Here is a 19,825-nt window from a genome sequence, read left to right as displayed (position 1 = left end):
CGTTTTTGACATTAAAAGTAAAACTCAGCCGAATAGTTTTTGATGGATCTGCTTTACAACGGTAAGCACCTTGTCTTTATCGATCACCAGATTAAGGTTTCCTTTTGAATGACTGTAGGAAATTAAATTTTTCGGAACGTTTTTAACCTCGGAAAGAATATCTGTAATCAGGGATTTGTCCTTTTTACAGCCAACGAGGCTGATGATACCCTGATTGTTTAATACGTCTACTGATCCGTAGCCGCTAAGTTGTTCAATAGCATTATCGAGATTAGAACCATTTTCGATACCAATAGAAACGGAGGCCTCGGTTGTTGTTACTACGTCCACACCCAGATTATGCCAGCGAAGGATGTCAAAAACACCTGCCAAAAATTCGTATCCCATTACTGTTTGTGATGAGGTAACGGTCACTATTGTACAATTTTCTTTGTAGGCAATTGCTTTAACTGATTCCCGATTTGAAGATTCTGTAGAGATACAGGTACCGGGTTCATCAGGTTCAAAAATATTTTTTACCCAGACCCGAATCTTCTTTTTTGACGCCGGTTTGGTTGTAGAGGGGTGCAATACTTTGGCACCAAAATAGGCCAGTTCTGTTGCTTCTTGAAAACTGAGTTGTGGGATTGGTTTGGCATCCGGTACAAAGCGGGGATCGCAGGTAAAAATGCCGCTTACATCAGTCCATATTTCAATGGCTTCGGCATCAAGAGCTGCACCGATGAGGCTTGCAGAATAATCGGACCCTTCAAAACCAAGCGTGGTAGTATTTCCGTTTTTATCCATCCCATAGTAACCACCCATTACTGGAATTTTATCTTTTGCTATGAGCGCTTTAAGAGATACGGCTTGACTAGCTATATATTCTTCATCGGGATTAGCTTGTCCAAATTCAGAGTCGGTGCGAATAATGTTATTGGCATTGACCCACTGGGTGGTGAGACCTGCCGCTGATGCACATTGAGCGAATAAATAAGATGACAACTTTTCTCCTATTGAAGCGACCGCATCCTTCTTTTGCTCAGCTAATTCTTGTGCATTGTTGATGGCATTCAGCTGAGTATTCAGCTCGTCAATCTGCTTTTCGATCCAAGCATTGGAATTCTTGACTAAGTGATTCTTATCCGGATAATTGGTTAAAAACTCCGCAGTTAATTTTTTGTGACGTTGTTTGATATCTGCAGCGATACCTCGGGCTTCTTCGATATCATCGAGTGCTGCTGTTGCTGCTTTTATAAGTTTACGAGTTGTACGAGCCGTAGCAGAAACGACTACAACAGGAGATTTGTATTGAGTAATGATATTAATAACCTGCTGCCAGGTATTGGCATCGCTCATTGAAGTACCGCCGAACTTGAGAATGCGCATCTGCTACTATTTATGGTGATAATTTGTTTATGAGCGTAAAAATAGGGGGGGACTGATTTTACAAATGAAATATTGACCTATTGCAGCGTTGATAATCGTTTAAACCCTTTCTTTTCAAGAAGGGGGCGCTGGTTTTTCAAAAACTCCTTAACCTGGTTGATTGGGATGGCTTGAGTGATGCCGTAATTAATACGAGTTTTTTGTTGCACAAACACTGAATCGGTATAGGGGCGTCTTATTCGAGTGTAGTTATCATTTTCGGGACGAGGTACAAGTATTTGTTCTCTGGTAGCCGTTGACGAGTTTGCAATCCCCACCCATTGGAAAGATTTAAAATTGTTGTTGCTGGCTAAAATCAACCCTCCGCTGATACCGGGATTAAAAGTAGCATCAGTAATAAAAAAGCGATCATTCCAACTTTCTGAAGAGCTGGCCAATCCCCGAGTTACCATAGGATAACTTTTGGGAAATCCGAGCACATAGATTAGCGAACCCAGCTGTAGAAAATCACTGTTTCCGGCTTTAATTGAGAGAGGATATAATCCCAAATTTCCTGCTTGATCAAATTCTACGTTCAACAGGGCTAAGTCAAAACGTTTATCGGTAGCTAAAACCTTAAATGGTTGTAATTCAGAAGAAGTGTATACAAGATTAGTCTGATTTTTTTTGATGCTTATAGATTCAATATAGGTTTCATCAGGTATGTCCGGTCCTCTGTAATAGGTGATCATGGTATCGGGGAAAAAGACCGTATGTTGACAGGTAACCAGCAGTGAATTGCTGTTATTTTGGCCAAGAATAATAGCTGTACCACTCGTACTTTCTTCCGCGGATGTTTGAGATGTAGCAATATCTTTTGGGTTGTTGGTTTTAATATCCGCTAATGTTATGGCTTTTCCACTAAAATTATAATTGTTATAGAATCCGGTAGAAACAATTCGAACAACCGATTGTTGGGCATCTTTTAGTTGAGAGCTAATATCTTGGTGTGGGAATGCGGAAGTGTAGTATTCAGAATATTCTGTTTGTTGCTGCTGGGCAGAAGATTCTGAAGAAACTGATTGCTGTGAGCTACTGCAAAAAGTAAGTGTTAAAGCAATCGTAAATAACGATAATATTGTCAACCCATTTTTCATCGTATAGTTGATTAGTTAATCATAAACTTGCAACAATATAACGTAACAAGTTATTTGGGAGTAATACCATTTAAGTTTACAAAAACCTCCATCCATATTGAAAACGAATTGGTAAAACGAGTAGTATATGATGCAACACCATATTTTTAACTACCCAAGATCTTAAGTATCAATTGAAGCAGCTTCCTGCTTAATTTGTTGTCGGATTTCATCATCCAAATGGATATAAAATGCCTGGTCTCCGTTGGCAGGTGAGGGTGGGTTATCGATGGTATAGGGACGAATTTCGTTGTTTGAGGTAATTAAAAAAAGCGGGATATATTGCTCTCCTATTTGTTCTTCAAATTCATCCGCAGGATTTTCTTCATCGAATGTCATTGATTGTATTGTTACGTGTGTTGAAAAGAAACGCGATAAATTTTCAAAATTTAGGCGTTCATGAAATAAAATACGGCCACTCAGATGACTGGTAACATCCTTGTTTTCCATCTGTCCCTGAGTATTGGGGGCCAGCTGAAAAACATGGGACCGGCCAAAAATTTCGCCAAAGCGAAGGGCGGCAAGTGAATTTGTTTCATCGTTGGGGGTTAGAGAAATCATTCGCCCAACGCCATCAAGGTTTAATTCTTCCAGTGCAAACTCAGATAGAATATTACCGTGATAAGTTTCGAGTCCCTGGGATCTTGCACGTCTTATATTTTTCCAGTTTGAATCTGCAACTAACACTTTAAATCCTTCATCTTTAATTGCTTTTGCAATTTTAAGTGCCCAGCTGTGGGCACCGAGAATCAAGAGGCCGTTTGGTACGGGTTTGGCAACACCTAATTTACGTGCTACCCAAGCAGCCGGCAGTCCATAAATAGCAACGGTCCCAATAATCACAAGAAAAACAATAGGTACTAGCTGGTCGGCATGTTCAAAACCATTTTGAGCTAAAGAAATCGCAAAAATGGAAGAAATTGATGCTGCTACAACACCACGCGGTGCCATCCAGCAAAGAAAAAGCTTTTCACGCCAGTTGATATCTGAAAAATATGTAGAAATATATACGCCAACCGGCCGAGCAATAAGGATCAGAATAGCAAGGAAGGCGGCAAGGCTCCAGCTTAAATTTTGGATTAAACTGCTTAACTCTACCCGTGCTGCCAGAAGAATAAATAGAGATGACAGAAGAAGCACCCGCAAGTTTTCTTTGAATTCTGTGATGTGGTGAATACGTGCCGTTTTTTGATTGGCCAAAGCGATGCCCATCAGAGTAGTGGCCCAGAGCCCCGATTCATGTTGAAGCATATTGGAAATTGTAAAAACAGTGACGACTACCATTAGATTTACAGGATTCTGCAGATAGTCGGGGAGCAGGTGACGCTTCAGTAAAAAGTATATCAAGGCGGCACCACCTAGGCCTACCAAGGTGCCAAATAAAATTGTTTTCATGATACTCATCACGGCGACACTGGTAGCAGCAGAAAAACTGGTACTTAAAATTACTTCAAAGACAAGAACAGCAAGCATAGCCCCAATGGGATCTATGACAATGCCCTCCCATTTTAAGATGGAGCCAACTTGTCCCGAAGGACGAACCTGACGCAGTAACGGGATAATAACAGTGGGTCCTGTAACTACAAGAATGGCCCCGAGCAGTATGGCAAGTTCCCAGTCAAATGCAAACAGGTAGTAAGCCGAAACGGCAGTAATACCCCAAGTTAAAACCACCCCTATACTTACAAGGTTGCCGACCGTACTACCAATATCTTTGAGTTCAGAAAAACGTAGACTTAAGCCTCCTTCGAATAAAATGATAGCAACAGATACCGAAATAAAAGGAGAAAGCAGATCACCCATTAAATGATCCGGGTCAAGGAGTCCAAAAACCGGGCCGGCAAGAACTCCACTGATCAGCAAAAGGAGTATAGCGGGTAATTTAAAACGCCAGGCAACCCATTGTGCGCCAATACCAAACAGTAAAATACTTGTTATGCCAATTAAGAGATGTTCACCCATGAATTGTGGGAAGTAATTTTGTAGTTATCACAAACCGTGAAAATCTATAAAAGAGGTCTTAGAAACAAAATTAATCCTGTTTTTCTTTGTATGGCATATTAAATACCGAATTTCTTCAAAAGAATAAGATAACAGATGTTTCTATTATCCCAATTTGATTAAAATTAGTTAAAATCACTCTAATAATTTTAGGTATGATACAATCCTTTTATTTTAGCATAACCTAAATAATGTAAAACTATTGGTCATTGTCTGATGGACAGCCGAACAAAAAATAAACTTATTACAGAATTTGCCTGGCTGTTGGGAATTATTCTTGTATCAGCTGCATTGGAATATGTTATAATTATATTTTTTAATTTACATCCGATATTGAGCGTTAAAATACAGGGATTCATCGGGCTGGTTGTAATTGCATATATTATTCGCATGGTAGCACGGATAGGTGAACAGGGCATTATTATTTTTGAGGATGAGGAACAGGATCAAATCGACAAACAGCAATAACATTTCTCAATAATTTTAACAAGCTGTTTTTTCAATTCTGAATAGCTTTTAAACCATAATTATTTCACTTTGTCAGAACTGAAAGATTCTAAAAAACTGAATAAAACACTTGGGGCATTCGATGTATTTGCAATAGCAACGGGAGCCATGTTCAGCTCCGGTTTGTTTTTATTGCCGGGCTTGGCTGCAAGTGTAACGGGTCCGTCTGTATTCTTAGCTTACTTGGTATCGGGCATATTGGTACTGCCCACAATGTTGAGTAAAGCGGAACTTGGTACAGCTTTTCCCCGGGCCGGTGGAACCTACTATATTATTGATCGCACCTTGGGCCCACTAATGGGCAGTATCGGTGGATTTGGGTCTTGGCTATCGCTGGTTTTCAAGAGTGCTTTTGCGCTGATTGGTATGGGGGCTTATATATCAATCTTTTTCGAAGTACCAATAACCCCGGTTGCAATAACTCTCACCATTGCTTTTGGTGCACTTAATGTTTTTGGAGCAAAAGAAACGAGCAGGCTTCAAAATATCCTTGTGATTACACTCCTGTCTGTTATGGCTTTTTATCTGGTACAAGGGTTTTCGCATCTTTTCTCATTGAATATACTGGATGTTCATCGTGAGAAATTTACGCCCTTTTTTAAGGATGGGATGCAAGGATTCTTTGCTACGGTGGGAATGGTATTTGTTTCTTATGCCGGACTGACAAAGGTTGTAAGTGTAGCGGAGGAGGTTGAAGATCCGGACAGAAACATACCGCGGGGAATGTTCCTCTCAATTATTACAGCTATTGTAGTATATGTCGCAGGCGTTTTTCTGATGACGTCTGTGTTGGAACCTGAAGCATTCTATAAAGATTTAACTCCTGTTGCTACTGCCGGCAATGTGTTTTTGACTTGGCTGCCGGGGGATACAGGCCTAATTTTAGTGGTCATCGCTGCTATTGCCGCATTTGCATCTACAGGAAATGCGGGTATTATGTCGGCCTCTCGTTTTCCATTGGCTATGGCACGTGATAAGCTGGTTCACTCCAAATTTTCGAAACTAGGTAAGTTTGATACTCCGGTTTATTCAATTGTTGCAACTACCGGAATGATGATATTTTTGCTGCTGGTCTTTAATGTAAAAGAAGTGGCCAAGCTTGCAAGTGCTTTTAAGCTGTTGCTGTTCGGGTTGCTCAATTTGGCCGTAATAGTGATGCGCGAAAGCCAAATTGAAGAATATGATCCCGGATATAGATCACCGTTTTATCCCTGGGTACAAATGCTCGGGATGTTAACTTCAGGACTGCTTATTTTTGAGATGGGGCTTCTGTCCATCTTGTTTACTGTAGCTATTACTATTCTGTCGGTAGCATGGTATTACTACTATGCCTATGGTGAGATTGATCGGCAGGGGGCTATCTTTCATGTACATGAGCGATTAGGGCAATATAAAGACCGTGGGCTTGAGCACGAAATGCGACATATTTTGCAGGAAAAAGGTTTGCGCGACGAAGATCCATACGAGCTAGTTGTTAGCAAAGCTACTATCTTGGATGTAACCGATAGTCAGACATCATATGAAGATGTTGTGGAAAAAGCCTGTACTACACTGGCAACAAAAGTGAGTATGGATAAAGAAGAGTTGATCAAGGCATTCCACAAAGAAGATGATTTTGGAGCTCTTTCGATTGGTAAGGGGGCCGCGCTGAATCATACAAGAATACCGGGAGAGACGGAACCGGAGCTATTTATTGTGCGGATAAAAGATGGGTTGGTTACACGAGATACTTGTTTTGAGGATGATACCGAAGACCAAGAAAAACATACGTTTTATGCTCTGTTCTTTTTAGTTAGTTCAGAAAAGGATGCCACCCAGCATCTGCGGTTTTTAGCACATATGGCAGAGATGATCGATCAGGAGAACTTCTTTGATCGCTGGATTTCGGCAAACGATGAGGCCGGACTCCGAGAAGTACTACTCAGGAATGAACGATTCATCAATATTTATATCCGCTCTAATGATAAAACGTCAAAGCTGATTGGAAAGAAAATATATGAGATTGATCTGCCGGGTGAAAGCCTGGTGGCCATACTGGAAAGAGGAGATAGTGTAAATATTCCCCACGGAAATACAGAAATTCGTGAGGGAGATAAATTGTCTATCATTGGTCAGGTAGAGGATATTGAGCAGATAAAAGAGCTCAAAGAAAATTAACTAAAATGGAATGCAGAATATGTATAGAAATATCGCATTTAACACTTTTACCAATTGGAAAAGTTTTATAAGAAATTGACTTATTTTCTTAAACTCTGAATCAAAATTTTATCAAACGCTTTAACCTGGAATAGTATGCAGCACGAAAAACTGGAAAAACAACTTGGATTGTGGGATGTATACGCAATTGCCACAGGGGCAATGTTCAGTTCCGGATTTTTTCTATTGCCGGGTATTGCTGCGGCAATAACAGGTCCATCGGTATTCATTGCGTATTTTGTTTCGGGGCTTCTTGTTTTACCGACAATGTTTAGTGTAGCAGAGTTAGCAACGGCCATGCCCAAAGCAGGAGGTACATACTATATTATTGACCGTAGTCTTGGTCCTGTTATGGGTACGGTTGGCGGCTACGGCTCATGGCTGGCACTGGTATTAAAAAGTGCTTTTGCCTTGATTGGGATGGGGGCTTACATCTCAATTTTTATTGAGTTGCCTATTTTACCGGTAGCCGTAGTGTTGACACTTGTTTTTGGCATTTTAAATATCGTAGGTGCCAAAGAGACAACGGCTTTACAGAAAGTATTGGTTGCCGCCCTGATAAGTATTATGACTTTTTATATTGCTCAGGGACTATTCTCTATTTTTTCTGCTGACTTTTTTGAGGTTACCCGCAATCAGTTTACGCCTCTTTTTATTGGTGGTGCTACCGGGTTTTGGGCTACAGTCGGAATGGTTTTCGTATCATATGCGGGGCTCACAAAAGTTGCCAGTGTAGCTGAGGAGGTTAGAAATCCCGATAAAAATATCCCATGGGGTATGTTCCTCTCTATTATGTCGGCTATATTCGTTTATGTTGCCGGTGTTTTTATTATGGTATCAGTATTAGAACCTGGTGAATTTCGAGAAGATCTTACTCCTGTTGCCACTGCAGGAGAAGCTTTTATGAACTGGTTGCCCGGTGATCTGGGATTAATACTTGTTGTAATTGCTGCGGTAGCCGCATTTGCATCAACCGGAAATGCAGGTATTATGTCGGCCTCAAGATACCCGTTGGCAATGGCCCGTGATAAACTTATTGATAGTCGATTTTCCAAAATAGGATCAATGGGTACTCCGGTGATTGCAATTATTGCCACCGTGTTTTTAATGATCTTTTTTCTTGTAGCTTTTGATGTTTCCCAAGTAGCCAAGTTGGCCAGTGCTTTTCAACTTCTCCTGTTTGGATTATTGAATCTGGCGGTAATTGTGATGCGCGAAAGTAAAATTGAGGAGTATGATCCCGGTTTTAATTCACCGTTTTACCCTTGGGTACAGATTATAGGAATGATTCTTTCTGCTGTTCTTATTCTGGAGATGGGACTTCTCTCAATTCTCTTTACGTTAGTAGTGAGTATTTTCAGTATAGGTTGGTTTTATTATTATGCATATGGCAAGATTGAGCGTGAGGGGGCCATCTTTCATGTTACCGCTCGTCTCGGTAAGCGCAAAGATCAAGGGTTGGAGCGAGAAATGCGTGGCATACTTCGAGAGAAAGGACTGCGTGAAGAAGATCCTTACGAACATGTAGTGGCCAGTGCTGCGGTTATTGATGAACCAAACAAAAACTTGAGTTATAAAACGATTATAAAACAGGCTTCTGATATTTTTGCTGATCGTTTAGATATGGATCAGGAGTTTCTTGTTAATAGTTTTTGCAGGGCTCAGGATATGGGAACCATACCTCTTGGCAATAGCACCGTTATTAATCATATCCGGGTTGAAGAAGACTGTGATCCGCAGATGGTGTTGGTGCGTATTCCGGAAAGTATAACGGTTTCTACTGAGGGATTTGAGATTCTCGATGAGGATGAAACAGGAGAGGTTGAAAACTTGTGTGCAATGATCTTTTTGGTGAGTTCATCCGAAAATTCCAGTCAGCACCTGCGATTAATAGCCCACTTGGCTGAGATGATTGACAGTAGACACTTTATTGAACGATGGAAAAGCGCTGAAAATGAATCAGAGCTGCGAGAGATACTCCTGCGAGATGAACGTTTTATCAATATTACTATTAGCGAAGATAATAAAACCAAGGAGCTCATTGGCAAAGAGATAATGGAAATTGATCTCCCAGGCGAGAGTTTGGTAACTATTCTAAAGCGAAACGGAGATATCAAAATACCCCACGGACATACTTTATTGGAAGAGGGGGACGAGTTGTCGATCATAGGAGAGGTAGAAGATATCGAAAAAGTGAAAGAATGGCGTAAATCTGATGGCGGCTAATGAAATTCGTATTATCTAAGATTGCGCAAAATGTTATATTCAACACGTAATTTTAAAGTAAAAAAATAGGAAAGTGACAGATAACAGTAACGGTTTAGTAAAGAAGATTAAGGGCTTTTTCCAAAAAGACTCGGCGGCAGGTATGATGCTTTTGTATTCTACCATCCTTGCCCTAATTGTAGCAAATAGCCCACTTTATGAGTGGTATCATCACTTGTTAGAACTACACATATCGATTGGCGTCGGCGATCTTGTGATTGATGAATCGGTTCACCACTGGATTAACGATGGCTTGATGGCCATATTTTTTCTGCTTGTTGGATTAGAAATCAAACGAGAATTGAAATATGGAGAGCTTTCGACTGTTCAGTCGGCTCTATTACCGGCAGTTGCAGCAATTGGAGGAGCCGCTTTACCGGCATTAATATACTGGGGCTTTAACGCAGGTACAGGTTACATGGATGGCTGGGCCATACCGATGGCAACGGATATTGCTTTTGTTATCGGTATTGTGGCACTGCTTGGGTCTCGTGTGCCGGTTTGGGCCAAGGTTTTTGTAACAGCTATCGCAGTAGTGGATGATCTTATTGCTGTTCTCGTGATTGCCTTTTTCTACACCGAGTCAATCAGCATGGTAGCATTGGGCGTTGCCGGCCTTTGTTTGCTTGTATTGATGCTGTTTAATTACCGAGGAGTCAACAAAATTTCTCCGTATATGATTATTGGATTTATTATGTGGTGGGCTGTTCTTAAGTCCGGTGTTCACGCAACAATCGCCGGGGTAATGCTTGGTTTTGTGATGCCAGCCAGTCGGGGATGGAGCTTGGAACGTTTGAAAGAATACGCCCAAGAAGGCTTTGACCTGTTTAAACAGGCTGAAAACGAAGATATGCCCGTTACAAAAGAACAGGCGCTCCATCATATGGAAGAAACGGTGAGTCACGCAGAATCGCCGTTGCACCGACTGGAGCATAAACTTCACTTCTCGGTCTACTTTTTGATTATGCCGATCTTTGCTTTTGCTAACGCGGGTGTTGTCTTTGATCCTGAAGTGATGGGACATGCTTTTGTTTCTACTTTGACTTGGGGAATCGCAATCGGATTATTTGTAGGTAAGCAAATCGGTATTTTAGGGTTTACCTGGATTCTCACCAAGTTAGGTTTTACTGATTTAGCCGACAACAAGGAAACCTGGAAGGTGGTGTATGGCGTTGCTCTGCTCGCGGGAATTGGATTTACGATGTCACTGTTTATTGCAAATCTTTCATTTGAAGCCGGATCGGAACTTCTTGAATTTGGAAAAGTTGGTATTTTGATTGGTTCTCTTGCCAGTGGCCTGTTGGGTTATTACTTCCTTAGCCGCCGTCCGGATTACGGAGCAGAAACGCAACAACCCTACGATGTTCCCGAGGGAAGCGAGGCAACTTCTTAATAAATTCATCATTTATCGTTGGTAAAAAAGGCGGCCTTTGGGTCGCCTTTTGTGTTGGATTATCCCTCAAACAAAATATGGGAAGCTTACAAGATCACTCAGTAATTCTGGGATTATCTATTGCCCCCTGAAGTTGAATAGTAAGTCCGTCCTTGGACTTAGGGAGTGAGATGGATAGAAGCTTTTCAATGTTATTTAAGACATTGTCAAATCTCTCTGAAAAGTCAGAGATTACAATATTCATATTTAGAAATTCGGAATTTTGCATGGGCTGTTTGAGAATAATATTTCCCTGCCCGGTAAGTAAAGCCAATTCCGACCTGATAGAAGATTTAATCTCTAAGGTATCATCAGCTTGAGATACGGGTTTTGTGCGTAGTTCGGCAGATTGGAAGGGGATAGCATCGGTTGGGTATCCAAAACCTTTGATAAAGAAACTATACTTGTTTTGAAATGATTCGGAGGGCGTCCAAAGCAGGGAATCTAACCGAATATCATGAGTACCCTCTTTCCAAAAGTTTGTTTGTGTTCTTGAAATGCTGGCTGAATAATTCAGGCTTTGTGCTGTTACTTTTGAAAGTAGTGTGCGGGGAACAGAAAAAGTTATATTGCTCCCTTTGATTTCAAGAGATTGATCGGTACCAAAAGCAGTTCCCTTGACAGCACTTTGAATACCGGCAAGGGCATTGCCCTGATACGTAATGGTAAGTGAGTCAGATTTTATTTCTTGCAGCTCTTCTCTGTTTGTATAGGAAGGAGATACGGCAGTAATTGATGCTTTATCTAAACGATGTAATCCGTATTCCACTCCGCCAAAATAGATATTAAGGAAATCGAGATATCTCAGGTCGAGCATAAGTTTTTGAGCCCGTTCAATGTGATTGCCCAAAATTACATTCAGGCCGCTAATAGTGACATCTGCTGAAAAGGGAGCAATATTTATTTCAGAATACTGAACCGATATTGCATTTGATTGTCCTGCTTGCTCTTGGATAGCTTTTTTAATTTGCTTTTCGGCTTGTGAAGCCGCCAAATAATGATAGCCAATAATAGCTAAAGCAAGCCCCAGAATACCTATGAGATAATATTTTTTCTTCGTCATAGGCTATGTTTTTTAATTGGTTAGCTTGCTCAGGATCTCCTCAAAAGTATAAGCATCTTCCTCGCTTGCTTTCATATTACGAAGGGTGAATTTGCCCTCGGCCAGTTCATTACCGCCAACAATAATTACATGACGGGCATTTTCACGATCGGCGTCCTTCATTTGCGCTTTAATCGAGCGGCCAATGTAATCCATAGATGCTGAGAGTCCGGCCTTGCGAAGTTTCGGAAGGTGCTTGAGTCCCCAGGTACGGGCTTCTTCGCCCAAGGTGACGATATATACATCGAGCATTTCTTCTTCCACCAGATCTATGCCAAGCTCTTCACAAGCAATGAACAGTCGTTCCATGCCTGCTGCAAATCCCACGGCCGGAGTATGTTGGCCACCAATCTCTTCGATGAGAAGGTCATAGCGACCGCCGCCGCCAAGTGCATCTTGGGCGCCCAAATCAGGACTGATTAGCTCAAAGGCAGTGCGCGTATAGTAATCGAGTCCGCGGACTAAATAGGGATCTTCCTCGAAGGGGATTTCTAGTTTATTTAATAACTCTTTGACGCGGGCGTAGTGAGCCTCAGTTTCTTCCGTAAGAAAGTCAGTTATCACAGGCGCATCATCAATAAAAGGTTGGTCCTCCTCCTCTTTAGAGTCCAGAATTCGCAACGGATTTTTTTCGAATCGTTCCTTGGAAATATCACTCATATCGTCGAGATGAGGACGAAAATAATCTTTGAGTGCTTTGGTATATGCCTTTCGACTTTCGGGATCTCCAACAGAATTTATCTTCAGGGAGGTATTGCTGATGCCGACGCGATCATAAATGGACATCATCAGTGCGATAATATCAACGTCGGCAGCAGGATCATCGGCCCCAATAATTTCGGCACCAAACTGATGGAACTGTCGCTGGCGACCTTTTTGCGGTTTTTCGGCGCGGAACATTGGTCCAATGTAATAGAGATTTTGCGTGCCGCCGCGCTGTTCCAAGTGGTGTTCAACAAAAGCGCGTGCCACAGGCGCGGTACACTCGGGTCGCAGCACATATTGATCCTCACCGCGTTCAAAGGCGAACATTTCCTTGGAGACGATATCTGTCAACTGACCAACGCCGCGGGCGATAAGTTCAGTCTGCTCCATGATGGGCGTACGGATTTCCTCAAAGTTAAACTTTTTGGCCTCTTCGTGGATGATACGCTCCAGTGCTTGCCATTTTTCTACTTCGCCGGGCAGGATGTCTACCATTCCCACATGCGTGCTAAAGGTCGATTGCGCCATGAATAAAAATCAGTTCGGTTCTAAAAATAATTCGCTCCTAAGATAACGGAGGTTAAGGAGAAATGGAACACGGATACGGGAGCTAATTTTGTAAGGATGAACTTTGTTGAAGGTCTTACAATTAGCCGCGGACTTTCACGGATATAAACGGATTCTTGAAGATATGTTAAAACATCGGAAATTGAGCAGGAAAATAATCAGAAGTTTTTATGACGTTTATAATGAACTTGGGACTGGATGTAGAACAACAAGTTCCAATATCAGTTTATTTTAAAGGTCATGAAGTTGGAAAGTACGTGGCTGATCTTATCGTAGAAGGTAAGATATTAATATAATTAAAATCTGTACCTTCATTATTGTCTATACATGAAGCCCAAGTTCTAAACTATTTGAAAGCCACAGATATTAATATTGGGTTATTGATGAATTTTGGAGATGAACCGGAGTTCAAACGTTTTGTTTACGATCTAAAAAGAAATAATTGATACTATATCCGTTATAATCTGTGTTGATCCGCGGCTTACATCCCCGTCAATACAATTTTGCCGGTATTCTTATTGTTTTTCATCCGTTGATGGGCTGTTTCTGTTTCTGTCCAATCAAAAGTAGAATCAATAACAGGAGAGAGGGTCCCGGTTTTAAACAGGGAAAGAGTCTTACGGGCAAAATCTTTTGTAAGGTTAATTTTATATTGCTCGGATCTATTCCGTAATGTTGATCCCATAATCGAGAGACGTTTTCTGAGAATGGGAATAAGGCTCATTTCTTCTATTTTGTGTCCGCCCAAAAACGACAGGTAAACCAGCCTGCCATCCATTGACAGGACTTCCATATTTTTGTGCCAATACGGTTTGCCGATAAAATCGACCACTACGTTTACTGAGTCAGCCCCAATTTCGCTAATGATTTCTTCTGCATAATTTTGCTCTTTATAATTGTAAGCAAAGTCGGCGCCCAATTCTCTTGCTGTATCCAACTTGTGCTGTTTTCCGGCCGTTGCAATAATTTGTGCATCATATACGTGATGTGCCAGCTGAATAGCAGAAGTTCCCACGCCACTGCCTGCAGCATGAATAAGCACGGTTTCTTTTTCTTGAAGTGTGCCTAACCAATCCAATGCTTGGAAAGCCGTTAAAAAAGTTTCGGGGATAGCTGCAGCTTCTTGAAAAGATAGATTTTCCGGAATCTCCATTGCCATTTCTTCGTGGATGGTACAATATTCAGCATATCCGCCGCCAGCCAGTAATCCGAATACACGATCTCCGGTTTCCCACTTGGTAACGTTACTTCCCACTTTTTCCACTACACCGGCCATCTCGAGCCCCAAAATTTCACTGGCTCCATCAGGAGGAGGATAATTTCCGGTACGCTGAAGCAGGTCGGCACGGTTAAGCGCTGTAGCTTTAATTTTTACAAGGATCGACTTCTCTGGAAGGTTAGGATCCGGAACTGTACCAATTTTAAGAGCATTTTGTTTGTCATTATTGAGGACTTGTATTGCTTGCATGATGGTAGATGATTGTTTAGTTCTTTCGAAAAATTAATGCTTTTGCTTGATTGAGCATACCTTCAATAAGTTGGTTCAGTTCATCGGAAATATTCATGGCCCACAAAGGAAGGACATAGATGACAGTAACAACAACAGAACGCACAAGTATATCTAAATAGTTGTTTGCAGGATGGGGGATGATGTACGCAATTATTAGCGAAAGAATCCCAACAAAGACGATTAGCAACATTTTCCATTGGAAGGGCTGCATAGAGAAGCGTAACCAGACGTAAAACAGTTTGAGCGCATTATACATTATAATTGCTGTCCCGGTCCCTATGGCGGCGCCAACGATCCCGTATATTGGGATTAATATATAATTCAAGATTACAGTGATAATAATGAGCAGTATCGTTGAATAAAGGTCAAATCGGTAGTGCTTGGAATTGAGGATAATTGCGCCGTTAATGCCAGTTACCATGTCAAACATGTTGGCCATGCCAATAATAACAATGACCATAGCACCTCCTGAGTATTCTTCGGGCAAAATATCCATGAGGTTATAAAGGCTTGCAATGACTCCGCAGAATAGTAATCCGCCAGCTAAAACTTGGTTTAAGGAAGATCGTTTATAGATCTGCTCGATAAGCTCAAAGTTGCGTTCTTTGAAGGCATCGGCAATCACCGGTGATGATATTTTATAGATTGATTGCCGGGTTATAGTAATAGCCGAACCAATGTAGAATGCGATGGCATAAATGCCGGTATCATCCAGTCCTGCCAGGGAGCTGAGCATAATAATATCAATATTGGAGACAATAATTGACGCAATGCCTCCGAAAAAAGAAAACAGGCTGTAGTTCATCATCTTTTGAATGAGCGCCCTGTCTAAAAAATCGAAATCGGGGATGAGCGATGCGCTGGAGGTCCAGAGCATATAGACAAAAAGAATAAGGAGAATAATGCCGTAGTTTAGTACAAAGAGAATAACAAACTGATAAAAAGTAACCCATCCCATGAAATAGATGATGAGCAACAGGGCTGTTAGAACACGTACAGCAACATCCATGAGGAAAGAAGAGAGAACGGTATCATAGAGTGCCTGTACAAACTTGGTGATGACGTGAAAAAACAGAATGGAGAAAGCCAGCGGCAATATAAACCAATAATAGTCGACAAGAAGCTCGGAACGTTCTACAAAGTATTGGGTGATTTGTGGACGGAAGACATAGAGTCCCAATCCAAGCAGTATAAAACCGGTCAGGGGTACAATAAGAGATAAAAATAAGAAGCCATGATGATTTTCTTCCTTATCTCTAAAAAAGGGAAAGAATCGTATGATGGTATTTTTGATTCCGAGGCTGCCCAGCTGGGTCGAAACCATGGCTAGTGATAGCAGCACTCGGGTAAGTCCATACTGCTCGGGAGTAAGAATATTGGGATACATCCAGATCGTAACCACAAATCCCAAGGCTACGCCTATATAAGAAATGATTGTATTCTGAATGCTTTGCCTGAATATGACTCCCAAAACGGTTCTTCGTTATTTAAAAAAGGTGCGAGAACTTACTAATATTTTTGATTGGTTATTAATAGAGCTGCACAGTAAATATCACAATCCAAGTTTCCGTTTTAAAATATTTTTGCAAGCAGGTAGGACGTACCTCTTATCATGGATTGAGAGTTCACGAAGGTAGCTTAGTTTACCGCTTAAAATAATTTTAAAAGCTGTATATATCTCCTCGAGTGCTATTCGGATGTGAATACTGTCGTGGTATTTATGATTTGAATATTCATTAAATGCAAAAAGCATGGTTTTTAAGGACTCGAGATAGTTATTTAAATGCTGTGCCTGGTTGCTTAAATCACTCCATGAATTGGAATGTCCACTTCGATAGCAGCTCATTATATCCGGCAGGCCCCCAATTTTACCACATTCAATAGCCAGAAGATATAGCGAGTAGTCACCGACATAGGCATTCACAAACCAGTTTGGCATATTTGTCAGCATGTCATTCCGAAAAAAGACACTGTTTGTAGCGCAAAACCCACCACCTTTCTCAATGATTTTTTCGGGATAGATAATGGATTGCGTCTTGATATTTGGGAAGATAGATTTCTTTTTCCCTTTTGTATCGACTACATAGGCATTATGGAGGGACAAGGAAAGGTCGGTGTTTGATTCCATATGGTCATACTGTTTCTGCAATTTTCGGGGATCAGTCCAATAGTCATCACCGTCGCAGAAAGCTATATATTTTCCTCGGGCAGCTTTTAAGGTTTCCAAAAAGTTATGTCGGCCGGTGGGATTGCCATTAATATACCGCACATCGTCTCTGGAGCGGAGAAATAACCGAATGTTCTCCTGGTGATTATCTGCTAACTGCTTGCATATTTCTCGTGTTCCATCCGTGGATTCATCTTCGCCTATAATAATTTCTATCGGGAAATTGGTTTTTTGATCGAGTGCGTTGTTTACGCATTTTTTGATGAACGCAGCATGTTGATAGGTGGTAATACAGACTGATACCTGCGGTTCTATCTTGTTTACCGCTTTTTCTGTTCCAAGGTATTCCATCCAAAATGGTTTTCAATTTCGATAAATCGCTCATCCGTTTTAATCTCATTTATTATAACGGGATTAAGCTGACTTATCCATTCAAATCCGGTTTTATTTTTACGATATACGTCATAGGGATCATCTGATGTGGAAGCAGTGCTTTCTCTTAAAAAAGATTCCGTTTGCTGTTCTACGGGAAGCTCCGCAAAATCAAATAGTTCTTTGGTGTATTTTTGAGGATTATCAACCAGCTTTTCATAGCACAGCAAGTGAAAACGATTAGGGAAGTTCTCACTAAGTCGTAGAAACATTTGGGTGGCATCCAGCCAGCGTTCATATCCGTAAAAATCATGTTCAGAAGTATTCTTCTTATGAGCATACCGCCATTCCTCTAATAAATCCCATTGCTTATCGAATTCTTTTGGAGCGTTATACCAGGAATGGATCGTACCACAGGGATGTCGGACAATACCGATCACCTTGATTTCTGATTGTTTTAAAAGGTTCTCAATAATATCGATGTAGCGTACCTCCTTCCAAACCAGATGGGTATATTCTCCTTTTGAAAATGTTGGTGTTTGATTCCCGCTTATATTCTGTTTTTGACAAACAAATTCATCATCGGTCTGCAGAAGCTTTACGTGAAATCGGGCAATCTCTTGCGAGCTGCTCTCAGAACTCAGACTCCCATCAAATGAATAGGCAAAAATCGGCTGATAGCGATACACCACATTTGGAGAGCTGTTAAAAATTTGACCGAGCCAGGAAGTCCCCGATCTGGGCACACCAAAAATTGCTGCGTTCTGCATATTATACCAGGTTATAGGCTGTTAAAAGATCGGTGCGTATTTTTTCCGGAGAATTAAACATCATAACATCAATAATCGATAATCCCGCTACAAAATCGTTATCAAACTGATCATATTCTTTTAGGGAAGGTTCGATGAATTTTAATGTGATTCCCTCTTTCTGGAAGTGCTCTTTATTATAAAGCTCTTTTCCACCCGTAGGATTTATATAGGTTGTCATTTTCTCTTGTTTACAGATGTTTATAAGTCGTTCTGCCTTTCCTAGTTTAGCGTTATTGTATTCCTCAGAACTGATTTTGAATATAGTATTTAGATTTAGGTAGCTACAGGTTTGGTAGATACTTTGCATTGCCAAATCAGCAATATAGCTGCTTTCGGTGTGCAGTACCTTTTTGACAATAGGAAATATATCATCAAAAAAAGGAGCATTACTATAAGAAAACTTGATCTTTCGGAGAAGTTTGCCCCGCTTTTTTTCGGTCATTGCATGTTTGACCTCATTGATGAGCTTGTTCTGTGAGGCATCTTTACATGGGATCGTGAAGTAGTTTGCCTTCCCATTTACGAGTACTTTATTTCTGTTGATCCATCCCCGGGTAATAAAATTCACATCATCATAAAAAACAAAGGTCTGTACCTCCGATATCAGTTGGAAATATCCTATGTAGGGAAATAGATATGGCTGGACAATTCCGATACTCATGCTATAAACTGTTTATAAGTTCGTGCTTCAAATTTTGTCGGTCTTGGAGAAGATTCGAGATTTCTTTGTTTGATCGTATTTTTTGATTCAGAAGTTCTTTGACCTTGTTAACGTATTGATAATTAGTTTCTCCGATAGCAGGAGACCATTTCCCATCAGTTTCTAATTGGTACCCAAGATTTTTCATCAGCTGTTTACAAACCGACTCAACAATCAAGGTTTGTTTTTGAGAGAGAATATCTATGTAATTCTGCTTATTAGATGAATCAATGGGTTTGTTCAGATTTTTCCACAACACATTTCGATTGGCTTCCTCATTATGTTGCTCATTTTTAAAGCACTGGTCGTCAACATTCAGGTTCAAATACGTTAAGAGCGGCGTTAAGGTTTGTTCTGTATCCGTAATAAGTTCTTCATAACTAAGTTGATGATATGAAAGGTTATAGGCGTGATGTAAGGCAAGGCACTTTTTTTGATCTTCCTTCCACGACTGGGCTGCTTCGTAGGCGGTGAAATAAAGCATATTATTTTTGAACCAGGAACTCACAACATCGCGGGGGTCACGGTGCAGAAAGATCCAGTCAATATCAGACAAGCTGGACATCACTAGCCCGCCATAATTGAACAGATGTCTTTCTTTGCATACATATCCCAATTTATTTTCTTCTCGGGCTTTGGTAGCATATAAAGCGTCTACAGTTTCAATAAAGTTCTGTGGGGTGAATTCTGAATAGATATCTTCCCCTGATATCGTGAGATTCCAGTTACTGAATGGGTGATTGGCATATGTTATCAGGCGTGAAATAAGCGAAATGCTGTTTTCCCTTTTTCTGAGATCTCCAAACTTTTCAACATGAGGAGTAAAGCTGTCAAAAAACTGGGGAGAAACCGGCGCTGATAGATCTGGATGATTGCCCAGAAGAACGCGCAGCAAGTTGCTGCCAGACCGTTCTGAATAGAGGATAAAAACTCGTTTAAGCTTCAT

15 protein-coding genes and 1 pseudogene are annotated in these 19,825 nt (G+C 40.9%); 5 read left to right on the top strand and 11 right to left on the bottom strand.

Annotated elements, in window-relative coordinates:
* Positions 1-24: 24 nt before the first annotated feature.
* From ACT3IB_RS14740 to ACT3IB_RS14730, 3 genes are all read right to left on the bottom strand, one after another.
* Positions 25-1,368 (bottom strand): aspartate kinase, encoded by a 1,344-nt coding sequence (locus tag ACT3IB_RS14740; RefSeq protein ID WP_491539792.1) that lies wholly within the window; start codon positions 1,366-1,368, stop codon positions 25-27.
* Between the two features lie 77 nt (positions 1,369-1,445).
* Positions 1,446-2,504 carry a S1 family peptidase gene (locus tag ACT3IB_RS14735; protein WP_491539791.1) on the bottom strand — a complete coding sequence of 353 codons (1,059 nt, stop codon included), beginning with the start codon at positions 2,502-2,504 and terminating at the stop codon, positions 1,446-1,448.
* Between the two features lie 162 nt (positions 2,505-2,666).
* The gene (locus ACT3IB_RS14730; RefSeq protein ID WP_491539790.1) at positions 2,667-4,505 is read right to left on the bottom strand and encodes a cation:proton antiporter; all 1,839 of its coding nucleotides are present in this window, start codon (positions 4,503-4,505) and stop codon (positions 2,667-2,669) included.
* Positions 4,506-4,760: 255 nt separating this feature from the next.
* Between ACT3IB_RS14730 and ACT3IB_RS14725 the strand changes: the two genes are divergently transcribed.
* The 4 genes from ACT3IB_RS14725 (at position 4,761) to nhaA (ending at position 10,905) form a co-directional block, all read left to right on the top strand.
* Positions 4,761-5,012, top strand: coding sequence for a hypothetical protein (locus ACT3IB_RS14725; RefSeq protein WP_491539789.1), 252 nt, complete (start codon positions 4,761-4,763; stop codon positions 5,010-5,012).
* Positions 5,013-5,081: 69 nt separating this feature from the next.
* Complete coding sequence (locus ACT3IB_RS14720; RefSeq protein ID WP_491539788.1) at positions 5,082-7,208, top strand: amino acid permease; 2,127 nt, start codon at positions 5,082-5,084, stop codon at positions 7,206-7,208.
* Between the two features lie 135 nt (positions 7,209-7,343).
* On the top strand, positions 7,344-9,473 hold the full coding sequence (locus tag ACT3IB_RS14715) for an amino acid permease (RefSeq protein WP_491539787.1): 2,130 nt from the start codon (positions 7,344-7,346) through the stop codon (positions 9,471-9,473).
* Positions 9,474-9,546: 73 nt separating this feature from the next.
* Positions 9,547-10,905, top strand: a complete 1,359-nt coding sequence (gene nhaA, locus ACT3IB_RS14710; protein ID WP_491539786.1) for a Na+/H+ antiporter NhaA — start codon at positions 9,547-9,549, stop codon at positions 10,903-10,905.
* A gap of 94 nt (positions 10,906-10,999) precedes the next feature.
* Here the strand turns inward: nhaA and ACT3IB_RS14705 are convergent, their stop codons facing one another.
* Together ACT3IB_RS14705 and hisS are read right to left on the bottom strand one after the other, a co-directional pair.
* On the bottom strand, positions 11,000-12,007 hold the full coding sequence (locus ACT3IB_RS14705; RefSeq protein WP_491539785.1) for a hypothetical protein: 1,008 nt from the start codon (positions 12,005-12,007) through the stop codon (positions 11,000-11,002).
* Between the two features lie 12 nt (positions 12,008-12,019).
* Positions 12,020-13,279 (bottom strand): histidine--tRNA ligase, encoded by a 1,260-nt coding sequence (gene hisS / locus ACT3IB_RS14700; RefSeq protein ID WP_491539784.1) that lies wholly within the window; start codon positions 13,277-13,279, stop codon positions 12,020-12,022.
* A gap of 209 nt (positions 13,280-13,488) precedes the next feature.
* On the opposite strand from hisS, the pseudogene ACT3IB_RS14695 reads away from it, so the two are divergent.
* Positions 13,489-13,764: pseudogene (locus ACT3IB_RS14695) on the top strand (GxxExxY protein).
* Between the two features lie 35 nt (positions 13,765-13,799).
* On the opposite strand, the gene ACT3IB_RS14690 reads toward ACT3IB_RS14695, so the two are convergent.
* The 6 genes from ACT3IB_RS14690 to ACT3IB_RS14665 form a co-directional block, all read right to left on the bottom strand.
* The gene (locus ACT3IB_RS14690; RefSeq protein WP_491539783.1) at positions 13,800-14,786 is read right to left on the bottom strand and encodes an NAD(P)H-quinone oxidoreductase; all 987 of its coding nucleotides are present in this window, start codon (positions 14,784-14,786) and stop codon (positions 13,800-13,802) included.
* A 16-nt stretch (positions 14,787-14,802) separates the two neighbouring features.
* Positions 14,803-16,299, bottom strand: coding sequence for a lipopolysaccharide biosynthesis protein (locus ACT3IB_RS14685; protein WP_491539782.1), 1,497 nt, complete (start codon positions 16,297-16,299; stop codon positions 14,803-14,805).
* 81 nt (positions 16,300-16,380) lie between these two features.
* Positions 16,381-17,346, bottom strand: coding sequence for a glycosyltransferase family 2 protein (locus tag ACT3IB_RS14680; protein ID WP_491539781.1), 966 nt, complete (start codon positions 17,344-17,346; stop codon positions 16,381-16,383).
* Positions 17,316-18,137, bottom strand: coding sequence for a sulfotransferase family protein (locus ACT3IB_RS14675; protein ID WP_491539780.1), 822 nt, complete (start codon positions 18,135-18,137; stop codon positions 17,316-17,318). Before ACT3IB_RS14675 ends, ACT3IB_RS14680 begins: the two co-directional genes overlap by 31 nt.
* 1 nt (position 18,138) lies before the next feature.
* A complete protein-coding gene (locus tag ACT3IB_RS14670; RefSeq protein WP_491539779.1) occupies positions 18,139-18,840 on the bottom strand; it encodes a WbqC family protein in 702 nt (233 codons plus the stop codon).
* Between the two features lies 1 nt (position 18,841).
* Entirely contained in the window at positions 18,842-19,825 is a 984-nt protein-coding gene (locus tag ACT3IB_RS14665; protein ID WP_491539778.1) for a sulfotransferase family protein, read from the bottom strand.

It is taken from the genome of Fodinibius sp. GM21, assembly GCF_058386955.1.
Note: the sequence above shows the minus strand (reverse complement) of the source record. Positions and strands in the feature narration are given on the sequence as shown.